Source organism: Knoellia sp. AC549, assembly GCF_979258975.1.
Genome location: NZ_OZ409890.1, coordinates 76,879 through 99,331, shown reverse-complemented (window position 1 = coordinate 99,331; position 22,453 = coordinate 76,879). Strand labels below are relative to the sequence as shown.

Annotated in this window: 20 protein-coding genes, 1 tRNA gene and 1 pseudogene; 14 read left to right on the top strand and 8 right to left on the bottom strand. The window is 67.3% G+C overall.

The annotated features are described in order from the left end of the window. Positions 1-49: 49 nt before the first annotated feature. The gene (locus tag ACZZ98_RS00485; protein WP_463514448.1) at positions 50-361 is read right to left on the bottom strand and encodes a DUF6703 family protein; all 312 of its coding nucleotides are present in this window, start codon (positions 359-361) and stop codon (positions 50-52) included. Between the two features lie 90 nt (positions 362-451). On the opposite strand from ACZZ98_RS00485, the gene ACZZ98_RS00480 reads away from it, so the two are divergent. The 5 genes from ACZZ98_RS00480 (at position 452) to ACZZ98_RS00460 (ending at position 6,446) form a co-directional block, all read left to right on the top strand. Continuing rightward, complete coding sequence (locus tag ACZZ98_RS00480) at positions 452-1,867, top strand: glycine--tRNA ligase (RefSeq protein ID WP_463514447.1); 1,416 nt, start codon at positions 452-454, stop codon at positions 1,865-1,867. 85 nt (positions 1,868-1,952) lie between these two features. After that, positions 1,953-2,792 carry a hypothetical protein gene (locus ACZZ98_RS00475; RefSeq protein ID WP_463514446.1) on the top strand — a complete coding sequence of 280 codons (840 nt, stop codon included), beginning with the start codon at positions 1,953-1,955 and terminating at the stop codon, positions 2,790-2,792. A gap of 175 nt (positions 2,793-2,967) precedes the next feature. After that, positions 2,968-4,053: an LLM class flavin-dependent oxidoreductase gene (locus ACZZ98_RS00470; RefSeq protein WP_463514445.1), complete on the top strand. Its 1,086-nt coding sequence runs from the start codon at positions 2,968-2,970 to the stop codon at positions 4,051-4,053. A 1-nt stretch (position 4,054) separates the two neighbouring features. Then, positions 4,055-4,714, top strand: coding sequence for an FMN reductase (locus ACZZ98_RS00465; RefSeq protein ID WP_463514444.1), 660 nt, complete (start codon positions 4,055-4,057; stop codon positions 4,712-4,714). Positions 4,715-4,724: 10 nt separating this feature from the next. Beyond that, positions 4,725-6,446, top strand: a complete 1,722-nt coding sequence (locus ACZZ98_RS00460; RefSeq protein ID WP_463514443.1) for a sigma factor-like helix-turn-helix DNA-binding protein — start codon at positions 4,725-4,727, stop codon at positions 6,444-6,446. Here ACZZ98_RS00460 and ACZZ98_RS00455 read toward each other — a convergent pair. Beyond that, positions 6,435-7,157, bottom strand: a complete 723-nt coding sequence (locus tag ACZZ98_RS00455) for a sulfurtransferase (protein ID WP_463514442.1) — start codon at positions 7,155-7,157, stop codon at positions 6,435-6,437. The two genes, ACZZ98_RS00460 and ACZZ98_RS00455, sit on opposite strands and share 12 nt — an antisense overlap. Next, complete coding sequence (locus ACZZ98_RS00450) at positions 7,120-7,263, bottom strand: hypothetical protein (RefSeq protein ID WP_463514441.1); 144 nt, start codon at positions 7,261-7,263, stop codon at positions 7,120-7,122. The genes ACZZ98_RS00455 and ACZZ98_RS00450 overlap by 38 nt, the downstream gene beginning before the upstream one ends. Positions 7,264-7,298: 35 nt before the next feature. Between ACZZ98_RS00450 and dusB the strand changes: the two genes are divergently transcribed. Together dusB and ACZZ98_RS00440 are read left to right on the top strand one after the other, a co-directional pair. Further along, a complete protein-coding gene (dusB, locus tag ACZZ98_RS00445) occupies positions 7,299-8,522 on the top strand; it encodes a tRNA dihydrouridine synthase DusB (protein ID WP_463514440.1) in 1,224 nt (407 codons plus the stop codon). A gap of 12 nt (positions 8,523-8,534) precedes the next feature. Then, complete coding sequence (locus ACZZ98_RS00440; protein ID WP_463514439.1) at positions 8,535-9,209, top strand: YdeI/OmpD-associated family protein; 675 nt, start codon at positions 8,535-8,537, stop codon at positions 9,207-9,209. On the opposite strand, the gene ACZZ98_RS00435 is transcribed toward ACZZ98_RS00440, so the two are convergent. Further along, a complete protein-coding gene (locus ACZZ98_RS00435) occupies positions 9,206-9,916 on the bottom strand; it encodes a hypothetical protein (protein ID WP_463514438.1) in 711 nt (236 codons plus the stop codon). The two genes, ACZZ98_RS00440 and ACZZ98_RS00435, sit on opposite strands and share 4 nt — an antisense overlap. A gap of 91 nt (positions 9,917-10,007) precedes the next feature. Here ACZZ98_RS00435 and ACZZ98_RS00430 point away from each other — a divergent pair. Further along, positions 10,008-11,235: pseudogene (locus tag ACZZ98_RS00430) on the top strand (deoxyguanosinetriphosphate triphosphohydrolase). Positions 11,236-11,244: 9 nt separating this feature from the next. On the opposite strand, the gene ACZZ98_RS00425 reads toward ACZZ98_RS00430, so the two are convergent. Further along, positions 11,245-11,781, bottom strand: coding sequence for a dihydrofolate reductase family protein (locus ACZZ98_RS00425; RefSeq protein WP_463514437.1), 537 nt, complete (start codon positions 11,779-11,781; stop codon positions 11,245-11,247). 176 nt (positions 11,782-11,957) lie between these two features. On the opposite strand from ACZZ98_RS00425, the gene dnaG reads away from it, so the two are divergent. The 3 genes from dnaG (at position 11,958) to ACZZ98_RS00410 (ending at position 14,730) form a co-directional block, all read left to right on the top strand. After that, a complete protein-coding gene (dnaG, locus tag ACZZ98_RS00420; protein ID WP_463514436.1) occupies positions 11,958-13,907 on the top strand; it encodes a DNA primase in 1,950 nt (649 codons plus the stop codon). After that, positions 13,904-14,422 (top strand): hypothetical protein, encoded by a 519-nt coding sequence (locus ACZZ98_RS00415; protein WP_463514435.1) that lies wholly within the window; start codon positions 13,904-13,906, stop codon positions 14,420-14,422. Before dnaG ends, ACZZ98_RS00415 begins: the two co-directional genes overlap by 4 nt. 235 nt (positions 14,423-14,657) lie before the next feature. Beyond that, a tRNA-Asn gene (locus ACZZ98_RS00410) sits at positions 14,658-14,730 on the top strand. Between the two features lie 95 nt (positions 14,731-14,825). Here the strand turns inward: ACZZ98_RS00410 and ACZZ98_RS00405 are convergent. Together ACZZ98_RS00405 and ACZZ98_RS00400 are read right to left on the bottom strand one after the other, a co-directional pair. After that, on the bottom strand, positions 14,826-15,209 hold the full coding sequence (locus ACZZ98_RS00405; RefSeq protein WP_463514434.1) for a tyrosine-type recombinase/integrase: 384 nt from the start codon (positions 15,207-15,209) through the stop codon (positions 14,826-14,828). Beyond that, positions 15,130-16,080 (bottom strand): hypothetical protein, encoded by a 951-nt coding sequence (locus ACZZ98_RS00400; RefSeq protein WP_463514433.1) that lies wholly within the window; start codon positions 16,078-16,080, stop codon positions 15,130-15,132. Before ACZZ98_RS00400 ends, ACZZ98_RS00405 begins: the two co-directional genes overlap by 80 nt. A 102-nt stretch (positions 16,081-16,182) precedes the next feature. On the opposite strand from ACZZ98_RS00400, the gene ACZZ98_RS00395 reads away from it, so the two are divergent. From ACZZ98_RS00395 to ACZZ98_RS00385, 3 genes are all read left to right on the top strand, one after another. Then, on the top strand, positions 16,183-16,656 hold the full coding sequence (locus ACZZ98_RS00395) for a hypothetical protein (RefSeq protein WP_463514432.1): 474 nt from the start codon (positions 16,183-16,185) through the stop codon (positions 16,654-16,656). A gap of 266 nt (positions 16,657-16,922) precedes the next feature. Then, the gene (locus ACZZ98_RS00390) at positions 16,923-19,658 is read left to right on the top strand and encodes a DEAD/DEAH box helicase (protein ID WP_463514431.1); all 2,736 of its coding nucleotides are present in this window, start codon (positions 16,923-16,925) and stop codon (positions 19,656-19,658) included. A 102-nt stretch (positions 19,659-19,760) separates the two neighbouring features. Then, complete coding sequence (locus ACZZ98_RS00385) at positions 19,761-21,803, top strand: site-specific DNA-methyltransferase (protein ID WP_463514430.1); 2,043 nt, start codon at positions 19,761-19,763, stop codon at positions 21,801-21,803. A gap of 175 nt (positions 21,804-21,978) precedes the next feature. On the opposite strand, the gene ACZZ98_RS00380 is transcribed toward ACZZ98_RS00385, so the two are convergent. After that, entirely contained in the window at positions 21,979-22,374 is a 396-nt protein-coding gene (locus tag ACZZ98_RS00380; RefSeq protein ID WP_463514429.1) for a hypothetical protein, read from the bottom strand. Between the last annotated feature and the right edge of the window lie 79 nt (positions 22,375-22,453).

The following is a 22,453-nucleotide window of genomic DNA, read 5'->3' as shown; positions in this document are numbered from 1 at the left end:
ACCATTCTCAACTCAAATGAGAATGGTTGTCAACTGGCGAACCGGGCAGTCAGTTCGGGAAGGCCTGGGTGAGGGTGACGGCGAACGCGATTGCCACGACGGCGACCCGCATGAGCCGCTCCGGCGCCGTCAGGCGGGGCCACCCGAGCAGCAGCAGCCACAGCAGGAAAAGCGTCACGACGGCGACGAGGATCCAGCCCCAACCGGGGATGACGACGCCCGCGACCATCAGGACGAGGACGAGGAGGAACGGGACGGCGCGGGGCAGCCCGGCCAACGTCTGAAGCATGGGCGCACTCGTGCGCTCGAAGGATTCGCGAAGGGGTGACACGAGCGAGGAGCCTACGCGAGCAGCCGGCATACCCTGCGGGCCGATCGGAGCCGGGAAGGTTCGCCGCAGCCGCCGAAACCGATGCGGGGAGGGCGCTGTGCGGCCAGTAACCTTGCGCGCATGGCCAAGGAGACTTCCACCGTCGATACCGTCGTCAACCTCTGCAAGCGCCGGGGGTTCGTCTTCCCCAGCGGAGAGATCTACGGTGGCACGCGGTCGGCGTGGGACTACGGGCCCCTCGGTGTCGAGCTGAAGGAGAACATCCGCCGCCAGTGGTGGAAGTCCATGGTCATCGGGCGCGACGACGTCGTCGGCCTGGACTCCTCGATCATCCTCCCGCGCGAGACGTGGGTCGCATCCGGCCACGTCGGCACCTTCACCGACCCGCTCACCGAGTGCCTCAGCTGTCACAAGCGCTTCCGCGTCGACCACATGCAGGAGGCGATCGCCGACAAGCAGAACAAGCGGGCCGCCGCGGACGCGCAGGTCGACCCAGACACCATCGCGCTCACCGAGATCGCCTGCCCGAACTGTGGCACCCGCGGCCAGTGGACCGAGGCGCGCGAGTTCAACATGATGCTCAAGACCCACCTCGGGGTCATCGAGGACGAGGGCGGCCTGCACTACCTGCGGCCCGAGACCGCCCAGGGCATCTTCGTCAACTTCCTCAACGTCATGCAGACCTCGCGCAAGAAGCCGCCGTTCGGCATCGCCCAGACCGGCAAGAGCTTCCGCAACGAGATCACGCCGGGCAACTTCATCTTCCGCACGCGCGAGTTCGAGCAGATGGAGATGGAGTTCTTCGTCAAGCCCGGTGACGACACCGAGTGGCACCAGTACTGGATCGACGAGCGCACCCGTTGGTACGTCGACCTCGGCATCAACCCCGACAACCTGCGCCACTTCGAGCACCCCGCCGACAAGCTGAGCCACTACTCCACGCGCACCGTCGACATCGAGTACCGCTTCAACTTCGCCGGCAGCGAGTGGGGCGAGCTCGAGGGCATCGCCAACCGCACCGACTTCGACCTGTCGACGCACAGCAAGCACTCGGGCACGGACCTCGTCTTCTTCGACCAGACGAGTGGCGAGAAGTACACGCCCTACGTCATCGAGCCCGCGGCCGGTCTCTCGCGCAGCCTCATGACCTTCCTCGTCGACGCCTACGCCGAGGACGAGGCGCCCAACACCAAGGGTGGCGTCGACAAGCGTGTCGTGCTCAAGCTCGACCGTCGCCTCGCGCCGGTCAAGGCTGCGGTGCTGCCGCTGTCGCGCAACGCCGACCTCTCGCCCAAGGCCCGCGACCTCGCGGCGACCCTGCGCAAGAGCTGGAACGTCGACTTCGACGACGCCGGCGCCATCGGCAAGCGCTACCGCCGCCAGGACGAGATCGGCACGCCGTTCTGCATCACCGTCGACTTCGACACCCTCGAGGACCAAGCCGTGACGATCCGCGAGCGCGACACGATGGCGCAGGAGCGGGTCTCGCTCGACCAGGTCGAGGGCTACCTCGCCCAACGCCTCCTCGGCTGCTGATGAACGCCCGACTTGTTGCGAGTTCGGGTCGTGCGAGGGAAGCGAGCATGAGCCGAACTCGCAATAAGTCGGAGATGTTGTTGGCATGAGTGAGGTCGTTGCCGCTGCCGCGGCGAGCCTGTATGCCGTCCCGCTGGCTGAGTTCATCGCCTCGCGGAAGGCGTTGGCCGCCTCCGCCAAGGCCGACGGGCACGCAGCCGCGGCCAAGGAGATCCTCGCGCTGCGCAAGCCGACGGTGACGGCGTGGGCGATGAACCTCGCCTGCCGCGACGACGCGGGCGTGATCGCCGACCTCGTGGGGCTCGGCGCCCGGATGCGCGCCGCCCAGGCCCGGCTGGATGCCAGTGTCCTCACGTCGGTGAGGGGCGAGCGGGACGCGAGCGTGGCGGCATACGTCGAACGCGTCGCGGAGGTGGCCACGGCGGCAGGTGCCGCACTCAGCGCGAGTGGCCGCGACGAGGTGCGAGCGACGGCGATCGCCGCCCTCGCGGACGAGAGCGCCTCCGACGCGCTGGCCTCGGGGCAGCTGACTCGGGCACTGAGCTACAGCGGGTTCGGCGAGGTCGACCTGTCCGGTGCCGTCGGGGTCACGAGCTCGGGCTCGATCATGTCGGTTCTCAAGGGTGGCAAGCCGCAGGTCGACCCGGAGTCGGAGGCGGAGTCCGAGCCGGTGACGGCGCAGCCCGAGGACGACGACGACGAGCTGACGGACGAGGAGCTCGCCCGGGCGGTGGCCGACGCCAAGGCGGCCAAGGCCGCGGCCCGGGTGCGGCGTCAGGCCGAGGCCGAGGTCGCCGAGGCGGAAGCGGAGATGAAGGCCGCCCAGGCCGAGCTGCAGTCCGCCGAGGACGCTGCTCGCGCCGCCCGAAAGGCGGTCGTCGCCGCTCAGAAGCGCCTCGACGCCGCCCGCGCTGCCCTGAAGTGACTCCAGGGCGCGGCGACGCCTGACCCAGTGTCGGGGATCCGGGCTATCGAGGAAGAGTGAAGGCCCAGATCTCCGACACTCGACTCATGGGTGTGCGCCCGGGACGGGGAATGTCTCAACCGGCGCCTCGGTTCTGATAGATGAATGTTCAACGACCTAGCAAGGAGTGGCTGAGATGGAGTTCGGTATCTTCACCGTCGGTGACGTCACCGTGGACCCGACAACCGGCCGGGCGCCCAGTGAGAAGGAGCGCATCAAGGCGACCCTCGCCATCGCCCGAAAGGCGGAGGAGGTCGGGCTGGACGTCTTTGCGACGGGAGAGCATCACAACCCGCCGTTCACCGCGCCCGCCAACCCGACGGTCCTCCTCGCCCACGTCGCCGCCCAGACCGAGCGCCTCGTCCTGTCGACGTCGACGACCCTCATCACGACGAACGACCCGGTGCGGCTCGCCGAGGACTACGCCTATCTGCAGCACCTGTCGGACGGGCGCATGGACCTCATGCTGGGCCGCGGCAACACCGGCCCGGTCTACCCGTGGTTCGGCAAGGACATCCGTGACGGCCTCGACCTCGCCATCGAGAACTACGCGCTGCTGCGTCGCCTCTGGACCGAGGAGAACGTCACCTGGCAGGGCAAGTTCCGCACCCCGCTCCAGGGGTTCACGTCCACGCCCCGCCCGCTCGACGGCATACCCCCGTTCGTCTGGCACGGCTCGATCCGCAGTCCCGAGATCGCCGAGCAGGCCGCGTTCTACGGGGACGGGTTCTTCCACAACAACATCTTCTGGCCGCTGTCGCACACCAAGCAGATGGTCAACCTCTATCGCCGTCGCTACCAGCACCACGGCCACGGCAAGCACGACCAGGCCATCGTCGGGCTGGGCGGTCAGGTCTTCATGCGCGCCAACAGCCAGGACGCCGTGCGTGAGTTCCGTCCCTACTTCGACAATGCGCCGGTCTACGGCCACGGTCCCTCGCTCGAGGACTTCTCCCGCGAGACGCCGCTCACCGTGGGCTCGCCGCAGCAGGTCATCGAGCGCTACGGCGCGATGGCCGACCACGTCGGGGACTACCAGCGGCAGATGTTCCTGATGGACCACGCCGGCCTTCCGCTCAAGACCGTCCTCGAGCAGCTCGACATCCTCGGTGGCGAGGTCGTGCCCGAGCTGCGCAGGATCGCGGATGCCCGCCGACCCGCCCACGTCCCGGCCACCGCACCCCGGCACGCCGACCGTCTCAACACTCCCGTGGAGGTCTGAGATGACCCGTCGCATCGTGGCCGTCACCGCCGGTCTGTCCGAGCCGAGCTCGACCCGACTGCTCACCGACCGGCTCGTCGAGGCCGTCGACCGCCACGTGACCGCGCACGGTGAGGAGGCGAGCATCGAGGTCATCGAGCTCCGCCCGCTCGCGCGGCTCATCGCCGAGCAGATGCTCACCCGCTTCCCGAGCGGGCAGCTCACCGCGGCCATCGAGCAGGTCACCGGCGCGGACGCGCTGATCGCCGTCACGCCGGTCTTCTCCGGCTCCTACAGCGGACTGTTCAAGAGCTTCTTCGACAACCTCGACATCGGCGTGCTCGACGGGAAGCCGGTCCTCGTCGGCGCGACCGGTGGGTCGGCTCGGCACTCACTCATGCTCGATCACGCGATGCGCCCGCTCTTCAGCTACCTGCACGCGTCGGTGGTGCCCACCGGTGTCATGGCAGCGACGGACGACTTCGGCACGGTCGGCCTGGACCGTCGGATCGACCGCGCCGCGGCCGAGCTCGTCGCGACGCTGCTGGGTGCCACGGCCGGCGTGGCGTCGGCTCGCTCGGGGTTCCTGCCCGCACGGGACGAGGAGCGCGAGGCAGGCTTCACGGAGCGCTTCGACGAGGTCACCGACTTCACCGAGCTGCTGCGCCGCGCGTCCAGCTGATGCGGATGAGGTGGACACTGACGGGGTGACCCGGGCGCAGAACGAAGTCGAGGACGAGTTCGCCGACTTCGTCCGCGCGCGCCAGCACCAGCTGCTCCGTGCGGCATACCTCGTCTGCGGCGACGAGAGCATTGCGGAGGATCTCGTGGAGGGAGCGTTCAGCGCGCTCGCCGTGCATTGGTCCAAGGTCAAGGACGACACTCCAGACACGTTCGTCCGGTCGCGGATGTATCGCGCCGCGATCTCGGCGCGACGCCGCCCGCCGACGTCCCCGCCGCCCTCTGCCGGTCGCGCCGCACCCCACGAGGGCGCGGTGCTCGACCGCCTCCCGCCCAGACAACGCGCCATCACCGTCCTGCGGTTCTTCGAGCACAGGAGCGAGCGGGAGACCGCAGACATCCTGGGCACCACGCTCGGCAGCGTCAGGAGCCAGGCTCGCGCGGGGGAGGCGCTCGCCGGGCTGCTGGCTGACGCAGCCGAGTCGGTGGCCGAACGCGACTTCGTCGATGCCGCACGGGCAGGTGCGGCGGCGCGTCGTCACCGCCGCCGCCGTGTCGCAGTCGGGGTCGTCCTTGGTGCGGCCAGCATCATGGCCGTCGCCCTCGTCCTCCCGAACGACGCCGACCGGGGCTCTGCGCTTCCGGCGCCCGCCCCCTCGACCTCCATCCCGGCTTCGCGGGACACGCCGTGGGACCCGCGAGCGTTCAGCCTGCTCGAGGTCACGAGCCAGGTGGGTCCCGACCCGGCCCAGATCGGCACCCTGCCCAAGATCGACGACCTCACGAGAAGGCAGCTCGCCCTGCCCGAGGTGCTGGCCTTCAGCCCCGTCCTGCAGATGCCCACGCTGAGCGAGGTGGGCGGCAACGGAGCACCCGTGCGGGCCGTGCTGCTGCGCTACTCCGCCGAGGGGCTGCGGCCGGTGCTCGTGCGCCCCACGCTGAGCAACCCCTTCATGCTCGTGGACACGATCACGCTCGTGCCGAACGTCGACGAGGGCGGCACCACCTCGGAGCCGCTGGAGGTCACGGCGATCGCCGGCGACCGGCGTCACGTGCTCTTCCTCCAGTTAAGCAAGGTCCTCGTGCTCGACGCCTTCACGGGTGAGACCCGGACGTTTGCCGTCCCGGACCAGCACCTCGAGGGTGGGGGGTGGACCTCGAACGGGGCATCCATCATCGCGTCGTCACGGACGGCTCACTGGCGGATCACCCCGCGCACGGGGACGGTGAAGCGCCTGGGTCCGGCAACTCGGCCCGGGCGCCACGAGATCGTCGTCGCCGGCGACGACGACATGCGGGTTCTGCGTTTCGACGAGCAGGGCGCCTCGAACGGCACGCTCACGGGGCCACGAGTCCTCGGCGACGTCTGGGGGTCGACCTTCACCAACGCCGGCAGTCGAGTCGCCACCGGGGGGTTCCTCAGCCAGGTCGCCGCGAGGGAGGCGAACATCCGGCATCCCGAGCGGCTGTTCCAGGGTGTCTTCACCGTCGACACCGAGGGCATGGGCTCGGCGCGACTCCTCATCGCTCCCGGGAGCGAGGGGGTGGCCAAGGGGTGCTGCGAGGTCCTCGGCTGGGCCTACAACGACCAGGTCCTCATCCGCTGGAACGCCAGGGACCTGCTCGCCTGGGACGTCGGCTCGGGTGGGCTGCGTCGCGTGTCGACCCTCCCGGGGTCCCAGGACCGAGCGGTCATCGGAGCCGCCGCCGCAACCGTGGCTCTAGCCCCCTGATCCGGTCTCCACGGGGCGCTCGGGGTCGGTGATCCAGTGGCTCCACGAGCCGATGTAGGGCGCGGCCTCGAAGCCGGCGAGGTGGAGGGCGAGGGCCGTGTGGGCCGCGGTGACACCCGACCCGCATGACGTGCCGACCTCGCTTGGGTCGTCGGCGCCGAGCCCGGTGAAGTAGTCGCGCAGCTCCTCGGGGGACCGAAACCGGCCATCGGCCTTCAGCTGGTCCGCCATCGGTGCGTTGCGAGCGCCGGGGATGTGGCCGGCGACCGCGTCGATCGGCTCGGTCTCACCCCGGAAGCGTTCTCCTGCACGAGAATCCAGGAGTATGCCGTCCTGCGCCACTCTCGCTGCCGCTTCGGCATCGAGAACGGGGACCGATCCGACGCGCACCGTCACGTCACCCGCGGCCGGAGCCGGGACGTCGGTGGTGACCGGCAGACCGGCCTCGCGCCACGCGGCGAGGCCGCCGTCGAGCACTCGCACGTCGCTCAGGCCCGCCCAGCGCAGCACCCACCATGCCCGTGCAGCCGCCAACGAGGTCTGCTGGTCATAGACGACGAGGCTGTCACCCTCGTGCACCCCGAGAGCCCGCAGTCCCTCCTGGAGCACGTCGGCCCCGGGCAGCGGGTGCCGACCTCCATCACCGGGTGGACCGGCGAGAACGGCATCGAGGTCAAGGTGCGGAGCTTCCGGGGAGGTGCGCCGCGGCATACAGGGCGGGTCCGTCCCCGGCCAACGAGTACTGGACGTCGAGCACCCGGACCTCGCCCGCGTCGACGAGGGCGGCGAGCTCGGCAGGTGTGAGGAGCGTGGACATGCGGCCCAGTCAACCAGTGGGACAATCGAGGGGTCATGAGTGCTTCCACGATCGGCCCAGCCGCCACCGCCAAGCCCGTCCTGCCCCCGCTGCAGATCGGTCGTCACACGATCCAGTCGCCCGTCGTCCTCGCGCCGATGGCCGGGATCACCAACCGGGCGTTCCGGCGGCTGTGCCGCGAATACGGTTCTGCCGGATCCGTTGCCGGTGGAGCCAGTGGTGCGACGAGCCTCTACGTCAACGAGATGGTGACGTCGCGCGCCCTGGTCGAACGCACCCCCGAGACGATGCGCCTCATCAGCCACGGCCCGGAGGAGCACCCCCGCTCGGTCCAGCTCTACTCGGTCGACCCGGTGACCGCCGGGCTCGCGGCGCGGATGCTCGTCACCGAGGACCGCGCCGACCACATCGACCTCAACTTCGGCTGTCCCGTGCCCAAGGTGACCCGCAAGGGTGGGGGAGCGGCCCTGCCCTGGAAGACCGAGCTCTTCCGCGGCATCGTCAGCGCCGTCGTGCGCGAGGCCAGCCCCTACGGCGTGCCGGTCACGGTCAAGATGCGCATCGGCATCGACGCCGGCCACATCACCTACCTCGACGCGGGGCGCATCGCCGAGGGCGAGGGCGCCGCCGCCGTGGCCCTTCACGGAAGGACTGCGGCACAGGCCTATTCGGGGCAGGCGGACTGGTCTGCCATCGCCCGGCTCAAGGAGGCCGTGACGACGGTGCCGGTCCTCGGCAACGGTGACATCTGGTCCGCCGAGGACGCGCTCGAGATGGTTCGCCAGACCGGCTGCGACGGCGTCGTCGTGGGGCGCGGCTGCCTCGGGCGCCCGTGGCTCTTCACCGACCTGGCAGCAGCCTTCGCCGGCACACCGACCCGGGTGCAGCCGGGGCTGCGCGAGGTGACGGACACGCTCCGGCGGCACACGGCATACCTCGTCGACTTCTATGACGGCGACGAGCTGCGCGCCTGCCGCGACATCCGCAAGCACATCGCCTGGTACCTCAAGGGCTTCCCGGCCGGCTCCACCGTCCGCAACCAGCTTGCCCTCGTCGACGGGCTCCAGGCGCTCGACGACCTCATCGGCACGATGGACCTCGACGCACCCTGGCCCGGCGACCCGGCCGAGGGGCAGCGTGGACGCGCCGGCTCTCCGCGCATCGTGGCCCTCCCGGAGAACTGGCTGCGCTCGCGCGAGCTCAACGAGGCCCAGCGCGCCCAGATCGCCCAGGCCGAGCTCTCTGTCTCAGGTGGCTGACAGACTGCATGCATGACCCAGATCGGTATGCCGGGTGGCTCGGCGGAGCGTCCCGCGCTCTTCTTCCGTGACGCAGCCGAGTTCCGTGCCTGGCTCGAGGCCCACCACGAGACCGCCACCGAGCTCTGGATGGGGCTGAACAAGAAGCACGTCCCCGACCGCGGTCTCACGTGGGAGGACGCCGTCCCCGAGGCACTGTGCTTCGGGTGGATCGACAGCGTCTCGCAGCGTATCGACGACGACACCCGTCGCCAGCGATGGACCCCGCGCAAGTCCTCCAGCATCTGGAGCGCCGTCAACATCGCGCACGTCGAGCGGCTCACGGCCGAGGGCAGGATGCTGCCGGCCGGCATCGCGGCCTACGAGAAGCGCAGGCCGGAGCGGAGCGGGATCTACGCCTACGAGGCGGGACAGGAGCTGACCGAGGCGCAGCGCGCGCAGCTGCTCGCCGACCCGGCCGCAGCAGCCTTCTGGGAGATCGCCTCGCCGTCCTATCGCAAGGTGGCGGAGAACTGGGTGGCGACGGCGAAGCGCGAGGAGACCCGTGAGAAGCGGCTGCTCCAGCTCGTCGATGACTGCGCGCACGGCCGGCTCATCCCGAGCCAGCGCTATGGCACGGCACCCAGGTGGGTCGAGAAGGCCGCGGAGGCCGCCGCAGCGGCAGCGACCGCAGCCGGGACGAGCTAGTCCGGCTGGTCGACCAGGTGCTCCGGCGGCGCCATGGCCGTGATCTTGGAGCCCCAGCTCGCGAACACCGACGTCGTGGTGTCCCCGCCGGACCTGACCACGACCTCGACCGGGCGCTGTTTGTCGTCCGCGCACACCTTCGCCGTGGCGTCGGTGCCCTGGTTGACGTCGAGGCCGAACGTGTGGCACGTGGCCTCCACGCCCCTGACCGTCGCCGTCGAGGACTTCGAGACCGAGGTGGCCGCGTCGAGGACGCCGAGCAGGCCGTCCAGGGTCGCACCCTCGAGCCGCTGCGCCGTCTCTCGCTCGCCCAGCTGCTTCCACCTGTTGTTGGACTTCTGCTCGCTCTGGTCCTTGACCCAGCCCACGCCGTCGACGACGTCGAGCGTCCAGATCTCCTCGCCGACGTGCAGGACCCGGGCCGAGGGCGGCGTGGTGAAGGCGGTCTCGATCTCCTCCTGGGTCACGTCACCGTCGGCCTCCGTGAGCGTGCGGGTGACGACGACCGAGCCGGCTGCCTTGGCAGCGGCCTTGATCGGCCCGGTGGTGTCCGTCGGGTCGGCCTTTCGGTCCGGGGTCGTCGAACCATCGGTGGACCGCCCGCCGTCGCCACCCGAGCCGCCGTCGGGTTCGCCACCCGTGCAGCCGCTCACCGAAAGCACCAGGGCCAACGCACCGGTCACCCACGAGGCCACACCTGTCCGCACGCGCCACCCCTTCGTCGCTCTCCTCGGGACGGTGTCCCGACCTGGTGCCACCCTAAGGGGCGCTGCTGCTCCACCCTCTAGGGTCGTCAGCGTGACCTACACCGCCGGCGATCGCGAACGCTGGGTCGCCGAGGACCCGGCCCACAAGCGCGCGGACCGTGACGACTTCGCTCGCGACCGGGCGCGCCTCGTGCACTCGGCGTCCCTGCGGCGCCTCTCGGCCAAGACCCAGGTGCTCCAGCCCGGCAGCGACGACTTCATCCGCAACCGGCTCACTCACAGCCTCGAGGTCGCGCAGATCGGTCGCGAGTTCGGGGCGGCCCTCGGGTGTGACGCCGATGTCGTCGACACCGCCTGCCTCGCCCACGACCTCGGTCACCCTCCGTTCGGTCACAACGGCGAGACCGCCCTGAACGCGATCGCCTCGGAGATCGGCGGCTTCGAGGGCAACGCGCAGACCCTGCGCATCCTCACCCGGCTCGAGCCGAAGCGCCTCCACGCCGACGGGCGGCCTGCCGGGCTCAACCTCACTCGCGCCTCGCTCGACGCCACGACGAAGTACCCCTGGGCGCGCGGTGAGTCACCTTCTCCCACACCGAAGTTCGGAGTGTATGCCGGTGACCTGCCGGTCTTCGAGTGGTTCCGCGAGGGCGCTCCCGCTGCCCAGCGCGCCTTCGAGGCAGAGGTCATGGACTGGTCCGACGACGTCGCCTACTCCGTGCACGACGTCGAGGACGCCATCGCCTCCGGCCGGCTGGACCCACGGCTGCTCCGCAGCGGTGTCGACGTCGACGCCGTGCTCGACGTGGCCACGGCGACCTACGCGACGGACCTGTCGCGCGACGCCCTCGGTGAGGCGCTGGAACGGATCCTCGCCACGGACACCTTGCCCACGGCATACGCATCGACCCGTGCGGACCTGGCCCATCTCAAGGACATGACGTCGCGACTCATCGGCCGCTTCGTCCAGGCCGTCGAGGCCGCCACGCGCGAGCGTCACGGCTGGGGAGACCTCGTGCGTCACGAGGCCGACCTCGTCGTGCCCGACGCGACCCGGGCCGAGTGCGCCGTCCTCAAGGCCACAGCCGCCCACTTCGTCATGAACGTCGTCGAGCGGGTCGAGCTGCATGGCGGGGGAGCGGGAGGTCGTCGCGGACCTCGTCGCGGCCTACCGCCACGACCCCACGCGGCTCGATCCCGAGCTGCGGGCCGACCATGACGCGGCGGTCGACGACGGTGACGCGCTGCGAGTGGTCGTCGACCAGGTCGCCTCGCTCACCGACGTGCGAGCGCTCCACCTGCACCGTCAGTGGTGCTGACGGCTCGGCTCAGCGGACGACGTCGAGGACGTTGAGCTGGACGCCGTTGCCGTATGCCGCGTGCTCGGTGAGCGTGAGGCGCTGTCGGCTGTCGCTGTCGGTCGGGAAGAGGCGCTTGCCGCTGCCGAGGACGACCGGGTAGACGAGCAGGTGGTAGCGGTCGACCAGCCCCGCCGCCGCGAGGCCCTGGGCGAGGGTGGCGCTCGCGTGGACGAGGATCGTCCCGGGCTCGTCGGACTCCTTGAGGGCAGCGACCTCGTCGAGGCTGCGCAGGACGCTGGTGTTGTTCCACTCGGGGTCGGACAGGGTGCTGGACACGACGTACTTCGGCATGGCGTTGTAGTCGGCGAACTCCTCCATGGTCGGCCACACGGGCGCGAACTCGTCGTAGCTCTGGCGGCCGAGCAGCAGGCAGCCCGCGTCGGCCTGCTCGCGGCCCTTGATCTCGTAGGCGGCGTCGTCGTGCTCGACGACCTCGAACGTCCAGTCCGGTGACTCGACGACTCCGTCGAGGGAGATGAACTCGGAGACGATGAGGGTGCGCATGGTGCTGGTCCTTCCGATGTCAGGTTGCCCCGTGGGGCGGGTCATGTCCTCTACGAACGGCGGTCTGGGGATACGACACATCCCGGCAAACTGTGTCGCGGCATACTGAACCCCCATCCTGAGTTGAGCACAGCAGCACCCCTGAAAACCCCGAGACGAGCACGGACGGAGGACGCGTGGCGGGCCGGATCAACGCTGACGACATCCAGTCCGTCAAGGAGCGCTCCTCGATCGAGGACGTCGTGCGCGACCACGTGACGCTGCGACCCGGCGGCGTCGGCTCACTCAAGGGCCTCTGCCCCTTCCACGACGAGAAGACCCCGTCGTTCACCGTGCGCCCGGCCGTGGGGGCCTACCACTGCTTCGGCTGCGGCGAGGGCGGCGACGTCATCTCGTTCGTGCAGAAGGTCGAGCACCTCACGTTCTCCGAGACGATCGAGCGGCTCGCCGCCAAGATCGGGATGGAGCTGCGCTACGAGGAGGGTGGCGGCCCGCGCGAGGGTGGCATCGGCAGGCGCTCGCGACTCATCGAGGCGCACCGCGTCGCCGAGGAGTTCTATGCGTCGATCCTCGTCGACCGGCCCGACGCCCGTCCCGGCCGCGACTTCATGCGCGACCGCGGGTTCAACCGGGCCATCGCCGAACAGTTCGGCATGGGATTCGCACCGCGAGGTGGCGAGGACCTGACCCGGCACCTTCGTGAAAAGGGCTTCACCGAGGACGAGATGGTCACTGCCGGCCTGTCCGGTCGGGGTAGCCGGGGCCTCTACGACCGGTTCCGGGGCCGCCTCGTCTGGCCGATCCGCGACGTCACCGGCGACACGGTGGGCTTCGGTGCCCGCCGACTGCTCGACGACGACCGCATCGCCGCGAAGTACCTCAACACGTCCGAGACGCCCATCTACAAGAAGTCGCTGGTGCTCTACGGCCTCGACGCCGCCAAGAAGGCGATCGCCCGCGACCGGCAGGCCGTCATCGTCGAGGGCTACACCGACGTGATGGCCGCGCAGCTCTCCGGGGTCGAGGGCGCCGTGGCGACGTGCGGCACGGCCTTCGGCATCGACCACATCAAGATCCTGCGCCGCATCATGCGCGACGAGGCCGACGGTGCCCCCGCCAAGGTCATCTTCACGTTCGACGGCGACGCAGCGGGGCAGAAGGCCGCGATGAAGGCTTTCGGCGAGGACCAGCGCTGGGCCTCGCAGTCGTTCGTCGCCGTCGCCCCGGACGGCATGGACCCGTGCGACCTCCGGCTCGCCAAGGGCGGTGAGGCGGTCAAGGCCCTCGTCGACGACGCGGTGCCGATGTTCGAGTTCGCGGTGCGCACCACGATGAAGCGCTTCGACCTCGAGACGCCCGAAGGTCGGGTCCAGGCGATGCAGGCCGTCGCGCCGATCATCAACTCCATCCGCGACTCCTCCCTGCGCCCCGAGTACATGCGCAGTGTCGCCGGCATGCTGGGCGTCGAGGTCGAGCAGGTCCTGAGCGAGGTCCAGCGCGCTGGTCGGATCAAGGCCCGTGAAGGTGCCGACGGCGCCGCATCGGGTCGGTCCGCGGACCGCACGCCCGCGTCGACCGACGACGTCCCCGAGCCCAACGCCCAGGAGGGCGCGGCGGCGCTGCCCCCACCCAACCTGCGTGACCCGGTCGTCAACAACGAGCGCCAGCTGCTGCAGGCCCTGTTGCAGTACCCCACTCGCTTCACCACCGAGACGATCGACGCGATCCCGCCCGTGGCGTTCACAGCCCCTGCGCACGCGGCGATCTTCGACGGAGTGCGCACCGTGGCCGCTCGTGCGTCGCAGCTCTCGACGGCGGGGTGGGCCGCCGCCGTCGCCGAGGCTGCGCCCCTGGCCGTCCGGGGCCTGCTCGCCGAGCTGTCCGTGGCTCCGCTGCCGACGAAGATCGACACCACCACCGGCTTGCCCCCGCAGCGCTACCTCGAGTCGCTCGTCATCGGGGTCCACGACTCGGGTCTCAGCCGCCAGATCGCTGACGAGACCGCGGCGATTCGACGTCTGCAGAACTCGCCCGAACCCGACCAGGAGGCCCTCCGTGCCCGCTCCCGCCGACTCATCGAGCTCGAGATGAACCGTGCCCGCATGCGTGATCGGCTCACGTCATGAGGCTGGGACGCCTGCGCCGACGTGGACCCGAGATCCCCGACGAGGTCACCTCGACGTTGGGGGAGCGTGCCACCGACGTCCTGTCCGTGGTGCGCGATGAGCGCTCCACGGCATACCTCGTCGCGACCAAGACGCACGTGTATGCCGTCCGCGACGGCTCCGTGGAGCTGGACCGGCAGTGGCACATGGTCGACACGGGATCGTGGGACGACGAGACCGCGCGCCTGACGGTGGACTGGGTCGACAAGGCACCGGCGACGGTGTGGGAGCTCAGCGAGCCGGGGACGTTCCCGCAGGTGCTGCGCGAGCGTGTCCAGGCCACGGTCGTGCTCTCCGACGAGGTCGAGCTGGGCCCGAAGCGCAAGGCCCGGGTGGTCGTCCGCAAGGACCTCGCCAACGGTGCGCTGATGGGGCAGACGATCCTCGGCCGCGGGGTGCGCTCCACCGATCCGGGGGTGCGTGAGGAGACCCGAGCGGCGCTCGACCGACTCCGCGAGCAGGTCGGTCTCGACTGACCAGTGCCGCACGACCGGGTTCGCGAACCACCCATGCGCTCGTGGACCGGATCGATCAGGTCTGCGAGTGCCGGGCCGGTTCACGAACCAGGTCGTGCAGGTGAAGGCCGGCTCCGCAGACCGTCACGTCGCGTCCGGGCAGCCGTTTTCGTCGAGGCGCACTCCCTTTGCTATCGTTGCGCAGCGTGCCGCCCGCGGCATGCCACGCAGACGCGTCAGCACTGACGCATTGCATTCCCCTGTAGCTCAATTGGCAGAGCAGCCGACTGTTAATCGGCAGGTTGTTGGTTCGAGTCCAACCGGGGGAGCAAAACAGGCCTCTTACCAGCGGAAACGCGGTAGGGGGCATTTTGCTTTTCCGGGTGTTTACCCGGTTGTTTACCCACGACTGTCAGTTGCCCGCTCAGAGGTGCCGAGCAAGGTCGGACTTGTCGCCTTGGAAGTCACGGCCCAGGTAGACGCGGGCTGTGAACGCTGCGTCAGCATGGCCTAGTTGGTTGCTCACCTGTTGGAGTGGCACGCCTGCTGTCGCGAGCCGCGTTGCGACCGTCTTTCGGAAGGTATGCGACCGCGCCCATGGGCACCCGGCCTCGGTCAGCAACTTGGTGACTGCGTGCGAGCAGTTGGCTGCGTTCCACGAACTCTCGGCGTCCGTGAGTCGGGGAGCATGGAAAACGAGACCGTGCGTGCCCTGACGGGCCGCACGATCACGCATAGCCGCGTGCAGCCAGTCCGGCATGTTGACGTTGCGGACGGCGTTGGCCGACTTGGTGCCAGGAACAGCCACGCGGGCGGTGGCCAGGTCGACGTGTTCCCAGCGCAGCGCGAGAAGCTTCACCAATACGCATCCCTGTACCGGCCAGCATCCGCACCAGATCAGCCACGGCGCGCCGATGGGCCACAGTACCGGGGTGTCCTGATTGGCTCGGGTCCGCCCACTCGTCAGCTATGGCGAGCACCCGTGCTCTCTCGTCATCCGTCAATGCTCGCTTGGTATCGCGTGCGCCCTCTCCCTTGTCCTTGGGCTTGCGCTGGGAGGTTACCCGACCGACCGAACGCATTGCATTCGTCGGCAGGATGCCCACGGTCACGGCGTGCTGGAGCACGCCAGTAAGAATGGCCCGAACGTGCTTGGTGCTTGCCGTGCCGCGCTCGTCTGCCACGGCTCGCAGGAACCGGGTAAGCCGCTGAACGTCGTTCGCCTGCCCCAGTGTGAGCGCCTTGACGGACGTAGAAACCTCGCCAGTGACCTTGCCCCTATGGTCCTTACGCTCACCCTTGATGCAGCGTTCAAACGCTCCCCGGTACTCCGCCACCGTCCGAGCAGATCGGCCAGAGTCCGACCGCTCAAGGTCGGATAGCCAGCGCTCGCAGGCATCGAGCAGGGGAGTGCTTGCCGTGGCGTTGGCATCCTCGGCGTTTAGCCGCTCGCGGAGGGCTTGCACGACCTGGGCCACGGCTTCGGTCTCCGTGGCGGCACGTCGCGACACGTCGCCCGGCACGTTGTCGTGGGAAAGATAGCGCGCTCGCGCCCGGTAGGCATCGACCTTGTGGCGCTTGTTCGGCAGGGTTTCCCACTTCCCCTCACCGGTCTTGCGTAGCGGCATGACTGAGATGTCCGAGTGCTCGCCGGGGGAGAGTGCGCGTCGTGTGGTCATGGTGCCAGTATGGGTAACGAGGTAGTTATTCGCAACTGGATCGCGTAGTACGCGCTGGCGCGCCTGCCAGCGCACTTCACCGAGTCGACCGATGATAGTTGCATGACTGAAAACGCGGATGAGAACGCGGATGAGGGCGCGGCCACGAGTGGCTCCAGTAGCGACGAGATTCTTGACATGCCCCCAGAGATGCAGGCCGCCATAGAGAGCTGGGTTGATATGGGGCGCGAGGATGCGTCCGAGTTCTTCGAGCTGTACACCGGCGCGATGAAGCAAGGGATGGACTATGACGCACGGAAGGCGATTCTGCTCTCCGGTGCGATGGTGAAGGCGATTTATCTCAGGCTCCTTCGGTACGACCATGACATCAAGAAGGGGCACGCGAAGGCTCAGCTCGCGATGGTTGAGCGGATCGGAGAGCTCGCACCGTCCGCCACCCCTGCTGACTTGAGCCTCTTGACCAGTGCGTACATGTCTTTGCCGACCCCGGGGGAGGACACGTTCGGCGACCTCACGGCTCCGCCTCCCGAGGTTGCACGCCCCTTCATGGACTCGGACGAGGAGTCCGGCCCGTAGGGGGGTATGCACCTCGAGCGCGGCCAGAGCTCACCGTCTTGGGACGACCACCAGAGTCGTGGGTTCGTGATCGCTGCGGGCTTCGCCCGTCTGATTCTTTGTCACCGAGTCGCGTTCTGCGGAAACGCCATCCCGGCTCGGTACGCGCCACCTCTGAACCCGCTGACCATGGGCACATCCGTACCCGTCGCGGGGGTCGAAGGCTCGGAGGCTAGTCTCCTTCGGAACGGCACGAGACCGGACGGGCACTAGGCGAGGGAACACTGTTGCGGTACGACCTGTACGACTACCAGGAGACTGCGAAACAGGTCGTTGTCAGAGCGCTGGCATCGATGGCGCGCGCATACCAGGACGACAAACTTGATGCGGGCGCCGTCGTCCTGGCGGCACCTACGGGGGCGGGCAAGACTGTGATCGCGACGGCTGTGATTGAGGCGGCTCTGGACGGCGATCCGACAACACCTGGAATAGATGACGCCACGTTCCTGTGGGTAACAGATGACCCCTCCCTCAATCAGCAGACCCTCCACAAGATGGTGGCGGCCTCTTCCGCGCTCTCTGTCAATCGCTTGCGGACCATCGAATCGGACTTTGACCAAGAGACCTTCGATCCTGGCAGGGTCTACTTCCTCAACATTCAGAAACTCAGCGCCAACGCTACTCTCGCGAGGGGAAGCACCAATGCTCGGCGCTGGTCTATGTGGGACACACTCGCCAACACGGTCCGGCAGCGACCTCACGGATTCGTAGTTGTTATTGACGAGGCTCACCGCGGGATGGGCACAGCGCGATCGACTCGCGACACGATCGTCGGCCAGATCATTGGCGGCGGCACGACAGAGCGTCCGGCCGTCCCGATCGTCTGGGGCATCTCAGCCACGCCAAAGCGGTTTCGCGACCAGATGGCTGAACGCGATCGAACGGTGAAGTCCCACACCATCCCTATCGAGGACGTCCGAGGATCGGGGCTCCTGAAGGATCAGATTGTCTTGGGGCATACGCGGGGACTTGATGCTGCTGAGACCACACTGGTCCGGCATGCCGTCGATAAGGTACGCGACTACGAAGCTCGCTGGAACACGTACTGCGCGAGCACTGGTGAGCCCCTTGTCAACCCGGTTCTCGTCGTTCAAGTCGAGGACAAGCCCACGGAGAAGTCCCTCGGGGAGGTCGTTGGCACAATCCTCGCCGAATGGCCTGAGATCACTCCTGCAAACATCGTCCATGTGTTTGGCACGAGGGCCACGACGCGAGCCGGGACCAACCAGATTCGCTGGTGCCCACCTGAAGACATTCAAGATCGTCACGAGGTCCGTGTAGTGCTTTGCATGACGGCAATCACGACGGGCTGGGATTGCCCGAGAGCCGAAGTGCTCGTCAGCCTGCGAGTGGCCAAGGACCAGGACGCCATCACGCAGATCATGGGGCGCATGGTGCGCACGCCCCTGGCGCGGCGTGTCGAGTCCGACGCCACCCTGAATGCGGTTCACTGCATCCTGCCAAAGTTCAACAAAGGCGCGGTAGATGCCATCGCTGCCGAGTTCGAAAAGGGAGATGAGGGCATCGCCGGGGGTGCGGAGGTCATCACTGAAGAGGTCCTTCTGGCGCGTAACCCTGCTTTCCACATCTCCCGCTTAACGCCACGCCAAGACGGTCCGCTGACGGACTCCGACGCCTCCCCCGCACCGGACCACGGGGAGCCGGAGGGGTCGCTCATGGAGCGACCCAACTCGGAAACAGCGCACGTCGCCCAAGGCAAGGGTCAACGCAACTCGGTCGTCTCAACCACACAGGACGGTCCAGATCTGTGGAAGGGATCCGAACCGTCTCCCGAGCCCGAACTTGTTGATGCCACAGCCGACTCGGACGTCTACGCCGTCCTGGAGGCGCTCCCTAGCTACACGGTTCCCAACCGTTCCCCAGGTTCGGCGATCTCTCGCGCCTTCCGCCTCGCCGCGCTTCTGGCATACAAGTACGAAAGCGATGCGCTAGAACCAGCTGCCCGAAAGTTGGTGCTCAATGCCTTGCTTGGCGAGATAGACCTCTTCCGAGCAGACCTGGAAGCAAAGGACGAGCTCGCTGCCCGCATTGCGAATGTGGCCAGCACTCGTCTGTACGAGCGCAGGGTTACTTACGGTTCCCCGACCATCTTCGCCGAGCAGGAAGATGAGTCAGACCTCGCTCTTGACGAACGCGGCATCCGCATACTGATGGCTCGCGCGCGTAGGGCACTGCCCGAGGGTCTGATTGATGCATACGTCGAATCCAAGGCACCTGACGATGAGGACGTCGCGGATGCCATGATCCTCGCCATTGCGCTTGCCCAGGATCCGACGCTGCCCGACCGTGTCGAGGAGCGTGCTGCCGACCTCGTCTCGGCGTGGCTGCGGAAATACCACTCGCAGATCACTCGCCTGCCTGAGATCGCTCGCGAAGATTTCGACAAGGTGCGTCGACAGTCCAGCAGGCCCGAACCGACAACACTTCGAGTTCCGCCGCGCGCAAGCGGTGATGTGCGCGGCGCCCAATGGGACAGGCACGTCCTGTCGGACGCCCTTGGAAAGTACCGCGCCGACCTGAAGCCCCTTGAGCGAGACGTCCTCGAGCGTGAACTCGGCCACGGCGCGATCGCCTGGTATCGAAACCCCGCGAACAGAGCCAAGAACGCGCTTGTCATCCCTTGGCACAAGTGGGATGGGTGGCATGGGCTGTTCGTGGACTTCCTATTCATTCACAGCGTCGGCGGCCGACTTCGCCCCTCGATCATCGACCCACATGGCGCGTTCATGGCTGATGCGGTTGGGAAGCTAAAGGGGCTAGCCGCGTATGTGGACAAACACCAAGATGCCTACCACCGGGTTCAGGTCGTGGACCTCCTGAACGGCAAGTACCGGATGCTCGACCTCATGGACGACGAGGTCCGTGAGGCGATTGCGGAGTACAAGAGCGCCAATGCCGACGACGCAGCGGAGCTGTATCACCAGCTCGGCCACGACTACTAATCCGGGGGAACCTCATGGCTCACATCGACAACCTTGTCGCCAGCATCCCTGACGTGGCCCTACGCGAAGCACTCGCTTCGGAGGTGCACAAGCTCAACGGGTATGCGCCAGTTCGGGCTCGTGTTCAACGACCACAAGCCCGAATCCGTCCTGCTCTATAAGCAGACCAGCGTGCGCAGGGGCGACAAGGTTCGGGTCATGGCCCCGATTACCCACGACCGTACTGAGGTAGATGACACCGGCGTCTGGATCGTCGCCGGCGTCCAGAGCGGAATAGTCAGCCTTGTGCACAAGACAGACCCAACGTTCACGAGGCATGAGCCGCGCGACCGTTGCGTGGTCATTCGCGAGTTCGGTGACCCCGTCTATCCGGGCCTCAGGTCCACAGGTCGCGTCGCTCGCGGGGGCGATAAGCCACACCACGTCGTCATCAACGGCGAGAACTTCCACGCCCTTCAAGCTTTGCGCTACCCCTTCGCGGGCATAGTTGACGCGATCTACATCGACCCCCCCTACAACACCGGAGCGCGGGACTGGAAGTACAACAACGACTATGTGGATGACAGCGATCCGTACAGGCACTCGAAGTGGTTGTCGTTCATGCAGAAGCGGCTGCAACTCGCCAAGGAACTTCTAGACCCTCAGGACTCGATTCTCATCGTCACCATCGATGAGAAGGAGGTTCACCGTCTTGGCATGCTTCTGGACCAAGTGTTCCCTGCCGCGACGATGCAAATGGTTAGCGTCAACATCAACCCCGCCAACGTCGCCAGGAAGGGCCAGTTCGGTCGCTCGGACGAGTATTACTTCTTCGTGATGCAGGGAGAGGCCGCACCCAGGCGGATTCGACTCGGTGACGGCTGGCTGTCCGCGAAGGGCCGAACGTTTACCGGCTCGGCCCGCTGGGATCTCCTGCGTCGGTCCGGCACCAATGCCCGACGACTAGACCGACCCAATCTGTATTACCCGCTTTACGTCGACCCCTCAGTTCGGGCAGTGGTGGGCGCTGGGCCGTCCCATGAGTGGGGTGCGGCCGCCGCGCCAGATGGATGCATCACCGTTTGGCCGCAGCGCGCGGACGGTTCGGACGGGACTTGGCAGTTGTCGCAGACCAGCGTGATGCAGCACGTCGAGCAAGGGCGCGTGCGTCTCGGTGGATCTGAGGAGAAGGGATTCGTCGTCTACTACCTCAAGGGCGGCGAGTATCAGAAGGTACTCAAAGGCGAATACCCCTTATTGGGGAGGCTCACTGACGGCTCCTTGGATCTCGGCTCCCAGGTAGGCCCAGACGGAAACCTAGCCATCCCCTCGTCACAGTGGCGCGTACCCGGCCATGACTCGACCCAATACGGGTCCCGCCTACTGAATCAGTTCCTTCCGGATCGTAGGTTCCCCTTCCCAAAGAGTCTGTACGCCGTCCACGATGCGCTCCGCTTCTTCATTGACCACAAACCTGACGCCCTGGTTGTCGACTTCTTTGCAGGCTCTGGAACCACCGCGCACGCGGTCATGCTGATGAATCGCCATGACGGTGGACTGCGAAGGTGCATCTCGATCACAAACAACGAGGTCTCCCCCGAAGAAGCGGCGCGGCTAAAAGCCACCGGACACAATCCGGGGGACTCGCAGTGGGAGGCCCTTGGGATCTGCGAATACATCACGATTCCACGCCTCACCGCAGCCATTACGGGAGTGTCCTCCACCGGCCAGCCGGTGAAGGGCGAATACAAGTTCGGGGACCCCTTCCCCATGGCCGAGGGCTTCGAAGAAAACGTCGAGTTCTTCGAACTCAGCTACGAAGACCCTAACCTTGTCTCGCTTGGTCGGAAGTTTCACGCGGTTGCGCCCCTGCTCTGGCTCATGTCAGGCGCGTCAGGAGAGCGTGTGGACCAGGTCGCCGGCGAGGGTTGGGCCGTCCCCGACGACGGCAACTATGGGGTGCTCTTCGAGCCACAGCTCTGGTCGGACTTCACCGAGGCCGTAAACAAGCGTGACGCGGGAGACTATCCGCTAACCCATGTCTTCGTGGTGACGGACTCCGAGTCCGAGTATCGACAGGTGGTCGCCAAGCTTCCTCAACGGGTCGTCTCTCAGCAGCTTTACCGCGACTACCTCCGGAACTTCGAGATCAATGTGCAGTCCTAGACAATGCCAACGGATTGTTCACTTGTGCGTCTCGCTTGCGGGATGCACTCACAGATCCAGCCACACACACGAGCTGATGGCTGATCGACGTCAGGGCAACTACTGCCCGAACATGCGGAATGTCTCGTGCCCTGCCGGGTGGCGAACCTCCTCGTCATAACGGACGCCCCACCGCCTAAGGAAGTTTGCGTTTTGAGCGCGATCCAGTCGGTTCGCCAAGCCTTTCCAATGCGTCCAGAGCCGCCTCGTGCACTCGATAACTCGCGTCGGATTCCTCGCCCTTGGACTCATAGCCGACGCGCACCTCACTCAGCGCCGCAATGGCTGGAGTTTTGAACTCTTTGAGGCTGAGACCAAACGACGCTATCAGCGAAATCGCTGCGACTTGCTCGGTCAAACCTACAGCGCCCCCGGCGCTGTCTGGCCGACGAGCCTGCGAGATAGATGCCAGGTGAAGGAACTGAGTCGTGGTTTCGATCCGCTGCCGCGCCCTCGCCTCAGCCGTTGTTGATCGATAGATGAGCGCCGCGCCGATGATCGACCCGGCCAGCGTAAGGATGCTCGGCCACATGCACAGAGGGTAATGGGCAACCATGCCTGGGGAGCCGACTCGGGCGGCCTCGGTCACGGTCATCGGCCTCAGTTCCTCA